Raw genomic sequence first — 13,600 nt, 5'->3', positions numbered from 1 at the left:
AAGTGGTAGCAGGCGCGGGAATGCTTGTGATTTTTACGACAGTAACGCACACGTGATTGTTGGGGATTTAGGCCGCAATATCAGGCGTTTAAGCGATTAAGTGTCGTTGCAATTTTCGTGCAAATGCAGATTTGACCAATTGGTCAGTAATTGGCGTTGCACTTGGGTTTATTCTGAGGTTTTTTATGGCAATGTCCTTTGGTTGTACCATCGGACGTCCACTCCCCGGGAGACGCTCTCATGAAATTGATGAAAACCCTGATGGTCGCGACGGCCATGACGGCTGTTGTCGTCGGCACGGCGCAGGCTAAGCAATTGGTCTACTGCTCGGAAGCCTCGCCTTCGCACTTTGACCCTGGTCCGCAGACCGGTGGTAACGATTTCGACGCCTCGGCGCACACCATTTACGACCGCCTGGTTGAGTTCGCTCCCGGCAGCACCGAAGTCGTGCCTGGATTGGCCGAGTCGTGGGAAATTTCGGCTGATGGTCTTGAGTACACGTTCAAGCTCCGTCCGGGCGTGAAGTTCCACACCCAGCCATATTTCACCCCGACCCGCGACATGAACGCTGACGACGTGATCTTCTCGTTCGAGCGCCAGTGGAAGCAGGACAATCCTTGGTACGAATATCTCCCTGGCATGACTTGGGACTATTTCCAGGGCATGGACATGCCTGGCGCGATCAAGTCGCTTGAAAAAGTCGATGACCTGACCGTTAAGCTGACCCTGAACGAAGCCAATGCGCCAATGCTGGCAAACTTGGCGATGCAGTTCGCATCGGTCGTCTCGAAGGAATATGCTGACCAGCTCGCCGCTTCCGGCGACATGGCCTCCTTCTCGACCCAGCCCGTCGGCACCGGCCCGTTCCAGCTGGTTGATTACCAGCTCGATTCCGTCATCCGTTACCAGGCTTTCCCTGACTACTTCGCAGGCAAGCAGCCGATTGACGATCTGATCTTCGCGATCACCACCGATGCGTCGGTGCGCGCTCAGCGTCTGATCGCTGGCGAATGCGATATCATGCCATACCCAGCGCCAGCTGACATTCCGACCCTTCAGGGCAATGACAAGCTGACCGTTCTTGAAGCCGAAGGCCTCAACATCGGCTACATGGCTTACAACACCACCGAAGCACCGTTTGACAACGTCAACGTGCGTAAGGCGCTGTCGATGGCTGTCGACAAGCAGGCAATCGTAGACGCTGTCTACGAAGGCGCAGGTCAGGTTGCTAAGAACCTCATCCCGCCAACCATGTGGTCGTATAACGACGCGGTTGTTGATCACGTCTACGATCCAGAAGCGGCCAAGAAGCTGCTCGAGGAAGCTGGCGTCTCCGGCCTGACCACCGATCTGTGGGCAATGCCTGTTTCGCGTCCATACAACCCGAATGCTCAGCGCGTTGCTGAACTCATTCAGGCTGACTGGGCTGCGATCGGCGTCACCGCCAACATCGTCTCCTACGAGTGGACCGAATACCGCGAACGCGGCAAGCAGGAAGATCGTAAGGGGCCATTCCAGATTGGTTGGAGCGGCGACAATGGCGATCCGGACAATTTCTTCGGCACTCTGTTCTCCTGCGCGGCAATTGGCGTGTCCAACTATGCGTCATGGTGTAACGAAGAGTTCGAAGCTCTGATCCAGAAGGCCAAGGCCACGACCGATCAGGCAGAGCGCACCGCGCTCTACGAACAGGCTCAGGTTCTCTTCAAGCAGGAAGAACCAGTCCTCACCCTTGCTCACTCCAAGGTGTTTATGCCGATGAATAAAAAGGTGCTCAACTACACCATGAGCCCTCTCGGCACGCACTCCTTCGTGGGCGTCGACGTCGCAGAATAAGCCTGCCTCGTTACCTATCAACGGGCTTCGGGGGTAATACCCCGAAGCCTTTCTGCATCATGCCACGTCAAAGCTTTGTTATTTGACCGACGCTTAGCTGAGCTGGAAACAGCGGTCTTTCCAATCAGCAGAGTCATCAAGCTGTGGCCAAGAGAACCCGCATATGCTGAACTATATCCTGCGCAAGTTAGCGCTGATAATTCCGACCTTGATCGGCATTTCCATCTGCGCCTTTGCTTTCGTCCGCGTTCTGCCCGGCGATCCAATCCTGGCCATGGCCGGTCAACACGGCGTCACCCCTGAGCGATATGAAATCCTCAAGGAGCAGTTCGGCTACAACCTGCCGATCTGGCAGCAGTATTTCAACTATGTCGGTGGCCTGCTGCAAGGCGACTTCGGCGTCTCTCTGGCCACCAAGCGCCCCGTGCTGAATGAGTTCTTCACCCTGTTCCCGGCAACGGTTGAACTGGCGCTGATGGCCATGCTCTTCGCCGTCGTGATTGGTGTGCCCTTCGGTGTTCTCGCAGCCGTCAAGCGCGGCTCCTGGATTGATCAGCTCTCGATGAGCGTCGCGCTCGCTGGCTATTCCATGCCCATCTTCTGGTGGGGGCTGCTGCTGATGATGTTCTTCTCCGCCTACTTGGGGTGGACGCCAGTCTCTGGCCGCATCGCGCTCAGCTTCTTCCTCAAGCCCATCACCGGCTTTATGCTCATCGATACGCTGCTGCACGGCAATTGGCCGGCCTTCGTCTCGGCGCTGCGCCATCTTATTCTGCCCGCCATTGTGCTCGGCACCATCCCGCTTGCGGTTATCGCGCGCCAGACGCGTTCGGCCATGCTCGAAGTTCTGGGCGAAGACTATGTCCGCACCGCCAAGGCCAAGGGCCTATCGAGCCGTCGCGTGGTCAACGTCCACGCCCTGCGCAATGCCATGATCCCGGTCATCACCACCATCGGCCTGCAGGTTGGCTTGCTGCTCGGTGGCGCGATCCTCACCGAAACCATCTTCTCCTGGCCCGGCATTGGCAAATGGATGATCGATTCCATTTCCAAGCGTGACTATGTCGCCGTGCAGTCTGGTCTCTTCCTCATCGCCTGTATCGTCATGGTCGTGAACCTTATCGTTGACGTGCTCTATGCCGTCATTAACCCGCGTATCAGGGTGAAATAATATGGCAGCCACACAGAGTTCCCCGACAACCATTAAGCAGCCGAACGCTTTCGCTGAGTTTTGGTTTTACTTCTCGGTCAATCGCGGCGCTGTCATTGGTTTGGCGGTGTTCGCAATACTGATCCTGGTTGCACTCTTTGCGCCTTGGATTGCCCCTTATGCGCCCGAACAGCAGTTCCGCGCTTTCATGAAGGTCCCACCAGCTTTTGCTGGCGGCACCATGCAATTCCCGCTCGGCACAGACGAGCTGGGTCGCGACATCCTCTCGCGCCTCATTCACGGCGCGCGCTATTCGCTCTCGATCGGCCTGATCGTTGTCACCATCGCAGCCAGCGTCGGCATTATTCTGGGCGTTTTGGCGGGCTATTTCGGTGGCTGGGTCGATAACGTCATCATGCGCGTCATGGACATTATCCTGGCCTTCCCATCCTTGCTGCTCGCCCTCGTGCTGGTCGCAATTCTGGGCCCGGGCCTGCTCAATGCCATGCTGGCAATTTCTTTGGTCTTGCAGCCTCACTTTGCGCGTCTCGTTCGCGCAGCGGTCATGGCTGAGAAGGATCGTGAATATGTGGTGTCGGCCAAAATGGCTGGCGCAGGCCACATTCGCCTGATGTTCAAGACCATCCTGCCGAACTGCCTTGGTCCGTTGATTGTTCAGGCAACGCTGAGCTTCTCGAACGCCATTCTCGACGCGGCCGCTCTCGGCTTCCTCGGCATGGGTGCGCAAGCACCGACCCCTGAATGGGGCACCATGCTCGCCAAGGCACGCGAATTCATTTCCAGCGATCCGTGGATCGTCACCCTGCCGGGTCTGGCCATTCTGATCACCGTTCTGGCGATCAATCTGGTAGGCGATGGTCTGCGTGACGCTCTCGATCCAAAACTCAAGCGGAGCTGACCCCAATGTCCCTGCTCGAGATCAAAAATCTCACTGTCGCCTTTGATACCTCCAATGGTCTGTTCAAGGCCGTCGACGGTATCGATATCTCCGTCGATGAACGCGAAGTGCTGGCCATCGTCGGCGAGTCTGGGTCGGGGAAATCCGTCGCCATGCTCGCAACCATGGGCCTGCTCCCTGCGTCGGCCCATGTCAGCGCCGACAGCATGACCTTTGCGGGTCGTGATCTCTTGTCCATGTCGGCTGCCGAAAAGCGCAAGATTATTGGCAAAGACATCGCCATGATCTTTCAGGAGCCAATCGCCAGCCTCAACCCATGCTTCACAGTTGGTTTCCAGATTGGCGAAGTGCTGCAAAAGCACCTCGGTCTTTCGGGCCGGGCAGCGCGCGACCGTGCGCTGGAACTGCTGAACCTTGTCGGCATTCGCGATGCGGCAGACAAGCTCAATGCCTTCCCCCACCAGATGTCGGGTGGTCAGTGCCAGCGCGTCATGATTGCGATGGCGATTTCCTGCAATCCAAAGCTGCTGATCGCTGACGAGCCAACCACGGCGCTCGACGTGACCATTCAGAAGCAAATTCTGGATCTGCTCGTGCGTCTGCAGGCTGAAACCGGCATGGCGCTGATCATGATCACCCACGATATGGGTGTTGTGGCCGAAACCGCCGACCGCGTTGTGGTCCAGTACAAGGGCCATAAGATGGAAGAAGCCGACGTGCTCTCCCTCTTTGAAAACCCGCAGTCAAACTACACCCGCGCTCTGCTTTCGGCACTGCCCGAAAATGCTGTTGGCGATCGTCTGCCGACCGTTTCCGACATGCTGTTTGAAGCTGCACCAGGAGTTCGCAAATGAGCACTCCAGTCCTAGAAGTCCGCGATCTTAAGCGCGATTACGTGTCCTCGGGCGGGCTCTTCCGCCCGGCCAAAGTCAACCACGCAGTCAAGGGCGTGTCCTTCTCGCTCGAAAAGGGCAAGACCCTCGCTGTCGTTGGTGAAAGCGGCTGCGGCAAGTCCACTCTTGCCCGCATGATCACGCTGATCGACGAGCCAACTGCTGGTGACATCCTCATCGACGGTCACAAGGTTTCGGCCGAGAACGTCTCCAAGGAACTGCGCCAAAAGGTGCAGATCGTCTTCCAGAACCCTTATGGCTCGCTCAACCCGCGCCAGAAGATCGGTGAAGTGCTTTCCGAGCCTCTGCTCCTCAACACCAGTTTGAGTGCGGCCGAGCGGCGCGAGAAGGCTATGGCCATGCTGATCAAAGTTGGCCTGCAGCCAGAACACTTCAACCGCTACCCGCACATGTTCTCGGGTGGTCAACGTCAGCGTATCGCCATTGCGCGCGCGCTCATGCTCAATCCGAGCTTCTTGGTCCTAGACGAGCCCGTCTCTGCGCTCGACCTGTCGGTTCAGGCGCAGATCCTCAATCTGCTCAAGGATCTTCAGGAAGAGTTCGGCCTCACCTATGTCTTCATCAGCCATGACCTCTCGGTCGTGCGCTACATCGCTGACGAGGTGATGGTGATGTATTTTGGTGATGTGGTTGAGCGTGGCACGCGTGAAGACGTCTTCACCAACCCACAGCACGATTACACCAAGACCCTCTTTGCCGCGACCCCGCGGTCCGATGTCGATCACATCAAGGCGCGTCTCGCCCGCAAGAAGGCCGCCGCCTAATCCGGCGTCAAATCGAAGTTTGAAAAAGGGCCTCGCGCATCATGCGGGAGGCCCTTTTTCTTATAGAGTGACCTTCGCACCTGCTTTCCCTGAAGCGATCAGAGCATCGATCAGCCGATGGACGTGCAGCGCGCTATGGCCGGTTGAAACCGGCTGACGATCCTCCAAAATAGCATCGGCGAAATCGGCGATCTGCGCCGCATGCCAATCAAATGGGAAGGCCATTGGGTCGGCACCTCCGCCGCTGACCGTCGGTTCGCCCACACTCTCCACGCGTCCATCATGATAGGAGAGTGTCAGAGTGCCGCCAGAGAGCGTCGCTGTCGCCTTATCAAAGGCAAGCGTCAGGCTTTCCGCCCCACCGGGATAACAGGCCGTGGTGGCCATGAGCGAGCCCACAGCGCCACTTTCAAATTCTAGCCCAGCGCTGACAAAATCCTCGGTCTCCATGGTGTGGATTCCCGTCGTCGCGACAAGCGCATTCACCGACTTCACCGGCCCCGTCAGACTGAGCATTAGATCCAGCGCATGAATGGCCTGCGTGATCAGCACGCCCCCGCCATCCTGCGCAAAAGTCCCGCGCCCCGGCTTGTCGTAATACCCTTCTTGTGGCCGCCACCACGGCACGGTCAGATGCACCATCTGCAGCCTGCCCAATTCGCCGCTTTTGACCTTTGACGTTAGCGCCTTGGAGGCCGCGCGGAACCGGTGCTGGAAGATGATCCCCAGTTTTACCCCAGCCGCGTCCGCCAGCGCGACGATTTCCTCTGCCGCCGCCAGCGTCCGCTCAATCGGCTTTTCGCTCAGGATATGCTTGCCTGCCTTGGCCGCCTTCTCGACAATCTCCAACCGCGCATTGGGTGTTGTTACGAGCAACACGGCATCCACCCGTGGATCAGCAATCAACGCATCCAAATCTGTCGCTGCGGGCAGGGCATAGCTGTCGCAGAATTCTTTGAGCTGCGCCTGATCGCGCCGGTAAACGCCAACAACGTCAATCTTGTCTTTAAGAGAGTTGAGCGCCAGCGCGTGTGGTTTGGCCCCCATGCCAGCCCCAATCAGCGCAAGACCAATTTTCCTCTGTTCATCCGCCATTCAGGGCACTCCTTCTATCCCTTAGTTGCGCCATGTTCGCGGCGCAATCTGCCATACCACTTTGCTCGCAGGGGGATTAGCATGAATTTCGGAATTGTCTTGGGTGCAGTTGTCCTCGCCGCTGGCATCGCTGGGGCAGGCTACCTCGTTGGCGATAGCCTCATCACCAGCAAACAGCCTTTGCGGACGGTGACTGTGAAGGGGCTTTCGGAACGCGCCGTCGAAGCCAACCTTGGCTTCTGGCCCATTCGTTTCGTCGCCACCGGCGCAACGCTCGAACAGGCCCGCACCAGCCTCGAAACATCGGAAACAGCGGTCAATCGCTTCCTCGAAGAGCGAGGCTTTGCCGCGGAAGAAATTCAGGTCCAGAACGTTCTCGTTGAGGATCGCGCTGCGGGCTATAACGCCGGCTCCATTCAGGATGAATACCGCTTCGTTCTGACCGAAGATCTGCTCGTCACCACGGATAAGGTGCAAGATCTTGCCGCCGCCTCCCGCGAGGTCGCTGATCTCTTGCGTCAGGGCGTGGTGTTCTCCGCCGACGCCTATAGCGCCGGGGCGAGCTTTGTCTTTACCGGCATCAATGACCTCAAGAGTGAAATGCTCACCGAGGCCACACAGCGCGCCAAAGACACAGCGGCCCAATTCGCCACCGAATCCGGCGCCAATGTCGGCACGATCCAAAGCGCCAATCAGGGTGTGTTTGAGATCCTGCCTGCGGTCGAAATCCCCAACGACCGTCCGGAAAAGCAGATTGATAAGAAGGTTCGCGTGGTGACAACCATCACCTATTCGCTGGTCAATTAAGCCTGCGACGCGCCTTCCACGTCCTCATCGAAGCCATTGTTGACCAGCTCGACAATGGCTTCGAGTGCTTCGCGCGCCTGCTTGCCGGTGGCCTGCACCAAAATATTCGAGCCCGGTCCAGCCCCCAACATCATCAGGCCCATAATGGAATTGCCCGCAACTGAAGTGCCGTCTTTAATGACGGTGATGGTCGCGTCAAAGCATTCCGCTGTCCGCACGAAGCGTGCGGAAGCCCGCGCGTGTAACCCTTTAAGGTTCACGATGGTCAGTTGTTGCGCCAGCGCTCTGCCAGCACCACCAGTTCCGTCCATAGATTAGGATCCGCCGAGGATTGAGTTTGCGACGGTAATATACTTACGGCCCGCTTCCTGCGCTAGAGCCACCGCTTCTGCGACAGGCAAATCGCCCCGCACGCGGCCCAGCTTCACCAGCATGGGCAGGTTAACCCCCGCGATCACTTCCACTTGGCGCGTCTGCATCACAGAGATCGCCAGATTGGACGGCGTGCCGCCAAACATGTCGGTGAGAATGATGACGCCTGCGCCGGTGTCGGCGCGGTCGATGGCAGAAAGAATGTCCTCGCGCCGGGTTTCAGCGTTGTCTTCAGGACCAATCGCTATCGTTTCGATATATTCCTGCGGACCAACAACATGCTCCATGGCCAACTTAAATTCGTCAGCCAGTGCCCCGTGGGTCACCAGAACCAAACCAATCATAGACAATCCCCAGTCGGCGGCTGCTCGCGTGATGACCTGCGAGACATCGCTTCTGCCCCTTGGCCGAACCGATCCAAGATCGGTCGAATAAGAGCCCGCAGTCTTGCCCTCGCACACCCTAGTTGCAAGGGAAATATTATGAGGCTTGTTACACCTTAGCGCTTGCGCGAAGCGCTTCGAGCACCAGAAGCTCTTGGTGGCCAAGACTAATCTGATTGGCCGTCGGCACTGGCGCGCGCGGGAATTGATAGCCCGCAAGCTCCGTCACCAGCTCATCTTCCTCCACCATGCGGATCAATTCCGGCACAAGGTCGATAATCACAGTGAGTCGCGCCCGTTCCGCATGGGGGCGCTGAACAATGCCCCGCCCGCGCAATTCAATAAGGCCTGCCAAGCTTTTGGGTGCCAGCATGATAAGGCCGTTGCCGTCGTCGCTGATATCAATCCGATCGTCAGCAACCAGACGCGCCTCAAGCCCACGACCGTCGAAGCGTTCGAGCAGAGCGAGCGCGAGTACCGATTTGCCAGCACCAGATGGACCGCGCAGCAGGACGCCTGCGCCATCGAGAATCAAACCGGTGCCGTGGATATTGAGTGCTGTCGTCATGCCCCCAATCTACTTTTTGGCGCGCGGTAACACAATGGTGAACACAGCCCCGGAACGATCGGTCCGGTTATGGGCCTTAATCGTCCCCTTATGGGCGTCGACAATTTGTTTCGATATCGAAAGCCCGAGGCCCGAGTGATTGCCAAAGCTCTCGGTTTCCGGTCTGTCGGTATAGAACCGCTGGAAAATCCGAGTGACGTCGCCGGTGATCCCCGGTCCCTCATCGCTCACCGTAATGGTGATCTCGTCCGCATCGGTGCTCACCGCGACGGTCACTGTGCCGTCCTTAGGCGAGAACGACACCGCATTATCGATGAGATTGGCGAAGACCTGCGCTAGGCGGCTTTCATGGCCGCTGATCGTGGTGGTGCCGCGCCCGGTGCGCTTGCCCAGCACAACATTAACATCGCGTCCCGCCGCCATGTCCCGCTGTATAGCCACCATGGCTGTCGCCAATTGCTCGACGTCGACCAGTTCCACGCTTTCGCGCGCCAGTTCAGCGTCGAGGCGGCTGGCACTCGAAATATCGGTAATGAGACGATCAAGACGCCGAATGTCGTGTTGAATAATCTCGTTAAGGCGCTGCTTGTCTTCCTCGCGCTTGGCCAGCGGCAAGGTCTCAACCGCCGAACGAAGCGAGGTGAGCGGGTTTTTAAGCTCATGCGCCACGTCCGCTGCAAAGCGCTCAATCGCCTCAATACGGTTGTAGAGTGCGTCCGTCATCCGGCGCAGCGCATAGGACAAGTGCCCGATCTCGTCCGGACGTTCGCTGAAATCGGGGATTTCCGCGCGCGCGTCACCAGCAGTTTGCACGCGTTCTGCAGCGGCCGCGAGGCGACGCATTGGTCCTGCAATGGTCCCGGCGAGCAATAACGAAAGGACGATTTGAACGCCCGCCGCAATCCCTGCGATCCGCAAGAGGCTCCACCGCTCCTGCGCCACCACAGAGTCGATATCGCCCGGCGCGGTCGAGAGCAGAATAGCGCCCACATAGGCGCGCATGCGCTGCACTGGCACTGCCACCGAAACGACGAGTTGATTGTGAGCGTCTACACGTACGAAATCGGCCGGCGCGCCGAGCAGCGCCGAGGCGACCTCGGGATAGCGCTGCCCTTCATCTGCACCATATTCTTGGTAAGTCGGGTAATTGTCGCCCGGCGACCAGTTGAGCAGCGCATTCCACCAGCTGAGGAGGAAGAACTCCTCGTGGCTCTCGGTGCTGATCGAGGGGCGCAGGACTTCGCCCTTGGTATAGATATTGTCGCTGTCGAGAATGAGCAGGCCCTGCTGATCATAGATGCGCGCGCGCGTGCGCGTCGGCATGATCAGATTGCGCAGCACCGGTGCGATCCGTTGCGGATCAATCGGGAATTCCAGCGAAGGGTCATAATAGGAGAGGGGGGAGACATTGCCCGCCTGACTGTCGAGCAGACGGTCAGGATTGATCTGAATGATGTCGCTATCCACCGTCGCCGATGAGGCGATGGCGGCAGAGATGATTTCCCCCTGCACGCGCAGCGATTGCACGCGCGCGTCGATCAGCCCGGCGCGCCATTGGTTGAGATACAAAATCCCCACCACCAGCACCAGCAGCCCCGCCATGTTCAGCACGACAATGCGGCGTGTCAGGCTCGAGAAGATCGTGAGATCGAGAAAACGCTGAATACCGCTGATCAGCTTGATCAGCGGCACAAAGATCATGCGCCAACCCTTGTTCGATGAGCGCTTAGAGCTCTCAACATGGTCAGGGTTTGCGACGTTCGGTTCTGAAAGGGGCCCCTCGCTCGACACAGAGGTCTTATTGCTCCTTGAAGCGATAGCCGACGCCATAGAGCGTTTCGATCATCTCGAAATCATCGTCAGTGGCTTTGAACTTCTTGCGCAGACGTTTGATGTGGCTGTCGATGGTGCGGTCGTCGACATAGACCTGATCATCGTAGGCAGCATCCATCAACGCATTACGCGACTTCACCACGCCGGGACGCAGCGCCAGCGCTTGCAAAATGAGGAATTCGGTCACGGTCAGCGTCACGCGCTGGCCCTTCCAGGTGCAGGTGTGGCGTTCTTCGTCCATCACCAGCGAGCCGCGCTCAATCAGTGCCTTGCTTGGTGTAGGTTCGCCACCGGCAACGCCAGGTGCGCCGGGCTCGCGCGGGGCCGAACGGCGCAGAATGGCTTTCACTCGTTCTACCAAGAGACGCTGGCTGAAGGGCTTGGTGATGAAGTCATCCGCACCCATCTTGAGGCCAAACAACTCGTCGATTTCCTCATCCTTGGAGGTGAGGAAGATCACCGGCACATCCGATTTCTGGCGCAGGCGGCGCAGCAGTTCCATGCCATCCATACGGGGCATTTTAATATCGAGAATCGCTAGATCAGGCTTGTCCGTGGTCAGGCCTTCAAGCCCGGACACGCCATCAGTGTAGGTCGCCACGGTGTAGCCTTCAGCCTCAAGCGTCAAAGACACCGAGGTCAGAATATTGCGGTCGTCGTCTACCAAGGCGATCTTGGGCATGAGCTGCCTTTCTTCTCGTGGTGCAAGCGAGTCCGTAAACCCGAACTTTATCTACAACTGCCGTTGCAAGCGACAATTACGCATTAAATAAGGCGCATGACCGTCTAATACCAGTGTTCTCCCGAAAACTTCCACTCTCCGACTTCCGTCGTACGACCCATTGCCCGATGGTTTGTGCCGGTCAGAAAGCCGTATTTTCCGCTCCAGACGGCACTCATCGGAGTGTCGGAAAGGAGACGAACAATGTCTGGCTTCGATCACGTCGCCCTGAGAGATGAACTTGTTACTTCTGCCGCTTCTGTCAGCGACAATGCTATTGCGCCCCAGTTGGTCGCAGCATCTCTCGCCAACGGTTATGGCCGCTTGACCGCGCATGGCGCGCTGTCGGTGGAAACGGGCGCCTTTACCGGCCGTTCCCCAAAGGACAAGTTTATCGTTCGCGACGCGCTCACTGCCGACAGCGTTTGGTGGGATAACTCAGGCGCGCTATCGCCAGAGCATTTTGATGTGCTCTTGGGCGATGTGAAAGCCCATCTGGCCGGTCAGGACATGTTCCGTCAGGACCTGCTCGCTGGCGCCGATTCTGAACACCAATATGCCGTCACCGTGCTCACCCCGAGCGCTTGGCATGCCCTGTTCATTCGCAATCTGCTCATCCGTAAGGGTGAAGGTATTGCCGATGGCGACGCCGCAATGGCTGTCACCATCGTTCATGCGCCGAACTTCAAGGCTGATCCGGCCCGCCACGGTTCGCGCACCGATACTGTCATTGCCCTCGATATGAGCCGCAATCTCGTGGTCATCGCGGGCACGCTCTACGCTGGCGAAATCAAGAAGAGCGTCTTCTCGCTGTTCAACTTCCACGCGCCTCGCCACAATGTTCTGCCGATGCACTGCTCGGCAAATCTTGGCCCTGAAGGCGAAGCAGCGCTGTTCTTTGGTCTCTCCGGCACCGGCAAGACCACGCTGTCGAACGACCCGAACCGTCCGCTCATTGGCGACGACGAGCACGGTTGGTCCGATCGCGGCGTCTTCAATCTTGAAGGCGGCTGCTACGCCAAGACCGTAAAGCTCTCGGCCACGGCAGAGCCTGAAATTTACGCGGCAACGCGCGAATTCGGCACCGTGCTGGAAAACGTCATTCTCGATGATCAGCACGTTCCTGAATTCGACGATATCTCGCTGACCGAAAACACTCGTGCGGCCTATCCAATCCATGTCCTGCCATCACTGGCCAAGGGCAGTGTTGGTGGCACGCCAAAGACCGTCGTGTTCCTCACCGCCGACGCCTTTGGTGTTCTGCCGCCGCTCGCCAAGCTGACCCCCGAGCAGGCTGTCTACCACTTCCTGTCTGGCTACACCGCTAAGGTCGCTGGCACCGAGCGTGGCGTCACCGAACCACAGGCAACCTTCTCAGCCTGCTTCGGCGCGCCGTTCATGCCACTGCACCCAACCGTTTACGGCGAAATGCTGGCGGACCGTCTGCGTTCGAGCGGCGCTCAAGCGTGGCTGCTGAACACCGGCTGGACCGGCGGCGGCTACGGCACTGGCAAGCGTATCGACATTGCCTCGACCCGTTGTCTGCTCACTGCAGCGCTTGACGGCTCGCTCGATGATGTTGAGTTCCGTCTCGACCCAATGTTCGGCTTCGCGGTGCCAACCGCTCTCGAGGGCATCGACTCCAAGCTGCTCGACCCACGCCAGACCTGGGCCGACACCGACGCTTACGACACGCAGGCCACCAAGCTTGTGGCCTTGTTCCAGAAGAACTTTGAAAAGTTCGGTGCCGAAGCCGATGCCGGCGCTGGCCCCCAGATGGCCATGGCAGCTGAATAAGCGTCACCAGTCACAGAATATAAAAAGGGCGCCCCGTGCGCCCTTTTTTATTGTCTGGGTTTTGACGCATGCCCAAAAACCGACACCCTCTTTACCTCTCCCTTAGGGGGAGAGGTCGACCGCAGGCCGGGTGAGGGGGCCTTTTTACTTCCACCGACCAAATCCCTCCACAACACCGCTCTACCTCCCTCCCCTTGGGGACTGTTTACAACTTGCTCATTTGGGATTCTAGTTTGATTGCTTGGGGGTGATTTGCCGGAGGGTTTGAGATGGATTGTCCAGATTGTTCTAGCACTGCCACGGTCAAGCGCGGCCTCAAGGCGGGTTACCAGCGATTTAGCTGTAAGGAGTGTGGTCGGTACTTTACTGATCGCGCCCCTAAATTCAGCGCTCAGACAAAAGCGCAGGCCGTTCAGATGTATCTCAACGGCACCGGCATTC

At 58.1% G+C, this 13,600-nt stretch carries 13 protein-coding genes; 7 read left to right on the top strand and 6 right to left on the bottom strand.

Annotation, left to right across the window (positions count from 1 at the left end; translation table 11 throughout):
• Nucleotides 1-240 precede the first annotated feature (240 nt).
• From HKD40_RS16315 to HKD40_RS16295, 5 genes are all read left to right on the top strand, one after another.
• The gene (locus tag HKD40_RS16315; protein ID WP_169196845.1) at nucleotides 241-1,836 is read left to right on the top strand and encodes an ABC transporter substrate-binding protein; all 1,596 of its coding nucleotides are present in this window, start codon (nucleotides 241-243) and stop codon (nucleotides 1,834-1,836) included.
• A gap of 163 nt (nucleotides 1,837-1,999) precedes the next feature.
• On the top strand, nucleotides 2,000-3,007 hold the full coding sequence (locus HKD40_RS16310; RefSeq protein ID WP_169196844.1) for an ABC transporter permease subunit: 1,008 nt from the start codon (nucleotides 2,000-2,002) through the stop codon (nucleotides 3,005-3,007).
• A 1-nt stretch (nucleotide 3,008) separates the two neighbouring features.
• Nucleotides 3,009-3,905 carry an ABC transporter permease subunit gene (locus HKD40_RS16305; RefSeq protein ID WP_169196843.1) on the top strand — a complete coding sequence of 299 codons (897 nt, stop codon included), beginning with the start codon at nucleotides 3,009-3,011 and terminating at the stop codon, nucleotides 3,903-3,905.
• A gap of 5 nt (nucleotides 3,906-3,910) precedes the next feature.
• Nucleotides 3,911-4,759: an ABC transporter ATP-binding protein gene (locus HKD40_RS16300; protein ID WP_169196842.1), complete on the top strand. Its 849-nt coding sequence runs from the start codon at nucleotides 3,911-3,913 to the stop codon at nucleotides 4,757-4,759.
• The gene (locus HKD40_RS16295) at nucleotides 4,756-5,583 is read left to right on the top strand and encodes a dipeptide ABC transporter ATP-binding protein (protein ID WP_169196841.1); all 828 of its coding nucleotides are present in this window, start codon (nucleotides 4,756-4,758) and stop codon (nucleotides 5,581-5,583) included. Before HKD40_RS16300 ends, HKD40_RS16295 begins: the two co-directional genes overlap by 4 nt.
• 60 nt (nucleotides 5,584-5,643) lie before the next feature.
• On the opposite strand, the gene HKD40_RS16290 is transcribed toward HKD40_RS16295, so the two are convergent.
• Nucleotides 5,644-6,678, bottom strand: a complete 1,035-nt coding sequence (locus HKD40_RS16290) for a Gfo/Idh/MocA family oxidoreductase (protein WP_169196840.1) — start codon at nucleotides 6,676-6,678, stop codon at nucleotides 5,644-5,646.
• Nucleotides 6,679-6,759: 81 nt separating this feature from the next.
• Here HKD40_RS16290 and HKD40_RS16285 point away from each other — a divergent pair, with 81 nt between their 5' ends.
• On the top strand, nucleotides 6,760-7,485 hold the full coding sequence (locus HKD40_RS16285; RefSeq protein WP_169196839.1) for an SIMPL domain-containing protein: 726 nt from the start codon (nucleotides 6,760-6,762) through the stop codon (nucleotides 7,483-7,485).
• On the opposite strand, the gene HKD40_RS16280 is transcribed toward HKD40_RS16285, so the two are convergent.
• The 5 genes from HKD40_RS16280 to HKD40_RS16260 form a co-directional block, all read right to left on the bottom strand.
• Nucleotides 7,482-7,796 (bottom strand): HPr family phosphocarrier protein, encoded by a 315-nt coding sequence (locus HKD40_RS16280; RefSeq protein ID WP_169196838.1) that lies wholly within the window; start codon nucleotides 7,794-7,796, stop codon nucleotides 7,482-7,484. The genes HKD40_RS16285 and HKD40_RS16280 overlap by 4 nt on opposite strands.
• A gap of 3 nt (nucleotides 7,797-7,799) precedes the next feature.
• The gene (locus HKD40_RS16275) at nucleotides 7,800-8,201 is read right to left on the bottom strand and encodes a PTS sugar transporter subunit IIA (RefSeq protein WP_169196837.1); all 402 of its coding nucleotides are present in this window, start codon (nucleotides 8,199-8,201) and stop codon (nucleotides 7,800-7,802) included.
• A 148-nt stretch (nucleotides 8,202-8,349) separates the two neighbouring features.
• Nucleotides 8,350-8,808, bottom strand: a complete 459-nt coding sequence (locus tag HKD40_RS16270; RefSeq protein WP_169196836.1) for an HPr kinase/phosphatase C-terminal domain-containing protein — start codon at nucleotides 8,806-8,808, stop codon at nucleotides 8,350-8,352.
• A 9-nt stretch (nucleotides 8,809-8,817) separates the two neighbouring features.
• Nucleotides 8,818-10,509: a sensor histidine kinase gene (locus HKD40_RS16265; protein WP_169196835.1), complete on the bottom strand. Its 1,692-nt coding sequence runs from the start codon at nucleotides 10,507-10,509 to the stop codon at nucleotides 8,818-8,820.
• A gap of 97 nt (nucleotides 10,510-10,606) precedes the next feature.
• Nucleotides 10,607-11,323: a response regulator transcription factor gene (locus HKD40_RS16260; RefSeq protein WP_169196834.1), complete on the bottom strand. Its 717-nt coding sequence runs from the start codon at nucleotides 11,321-11,323 to the stop codon at nucleotides 10,607-10,609.
• A gap of 243 nt (nucleotides 11,324-11,566) precedes the next feature.
• On the opposite strand from HKD40_RS16260, the gene pckA reads away from it, so the two are divergent.
• The gene (pckA, locus tag HKD40_RS16255; protein WP_169196833.1) at nucleotides 11,567-13,159 is read left to right on the top strand and encodes a phosphoenolpyruvate carboxykinase (ATP); all 1,593 of its coding nucleotides are present in this window, start codon (nucleotides 11,567-11,569) and stop codon (nucleotides 13,157-13,159) included.
• Nucleotides 13,160-13,600: the final 441 nt, after the last annotated feature.

It is taken from the genome of Devosia sp. MC1541 (assembly GCF_012847305.1).
GTDB lineage: Bacteria > Pseudomonadota > Alphaproteobacteria > Rhizobiales > Devosiaceae > Devosia.
Note: the sequence above shows the minus strand (reverse complement) of the source record. Positions and strands in the feature narration are given on the sequence as shown.

What these genes read in the sequence shown, in the direction of transcription:
- HKD40_RS16315 (WP_169196845.1), top strand. Translation starts at nt 241, where the DNA reads ATGAAATTGATGAAAACCCTGATGGTCGCGACGGCCATGACGGCTGTT.
- HKD40_RS16270 (WP_169196836.1), bottom strand. Translation starts at nt 8,808, where the DNA reads ATGACGACAGCACTCAATATCCACGGCACCGGTTTGATTCTCGATGGC.
- pckA (WP_169196833.1), top strand. Translation starts at nt 11,567, where the DNA reads ATGTCTGGCTTCGATCACGTCGCCCTGAGAGATGAACTTGTTACTTCT.
- HKD40_RS16265 (WP_169196835.1), bottom strand. Translation starts at nt 10,509, where the DNA reads ATGATCTTTGTGCCGCTGATCAAGCTGATCAGCGGTATTCAGCGTTTT.
- HKD40_RS16285 (WP_169196839.1), top strand. Translation starts at nt 6,760, where the DNA reads ATGAATTTCGGAATTGTCTTGGGTGCAGTTGTCCTCGCCGCTGGCATC.
- HKD40_RS16310 (WP_169196844.1), top strand. Translation starts at nt 2,000, where the DNA reads ATGCTGAACTATATCCTGCGCAAGTTAGCGCTGATAATTCCGACCTTG.
- HKD40_RS16280 (WP_169196838.1), bottom strand. Translation starts at nt 7,796, where the DNA reads ATGGACGGAACTGGTGGTGCTGGCAGAGCGCTGGCGCAACAACTGACC.
- HKD40_RS16260 (WP_169196834.1), bottom strand. Translation starts at nt 11,323, where the DNA reads ATGCCCAAGATCGCCTTGGTAGACGACGACCGCAATATTCTGACCTCG.
- HKD40_RS16305 (WP_169196843.1), top strand. Translation starts at nt 3,009, where the DNA reads ATGGCAGCCACACAGAGTTCCCCGACAACCATTAAGCAGCCGAACGCT.
- HKD40_RS16300 (WP_169196842.1), top strand. Translation starts at nt 3,911, where the DNA reads ATGTCCCTGCTCGAGATCAAAAATCTCACTGTCGCCTTTGATACCTCC.
- HKD40_RS16295 (WP_169196841.1), top strand. Translation starts at nt 4,756, where the DNA reads ATGAGCACTCCAGTCCTAGAAGTCCGCGATCTTAAGCGCGATTACGTG.
- HKD40_RS16275 (WP_169196837.1), bottom strand. Translation starts at nt 8,201, where the DNA reads ATGATTGGTTTGGTTCTGGTGACCCACGGGGCACTGGCTGACGAATTT.
- HKD40_RS16290 (WP_169196840.1), bottom strand. Translation starts at nt 6,678, where the DNA reads ATGGCGGATGAACAGAGGAAAATTGGTCTTGCGCTGATTGGGGCTGGC.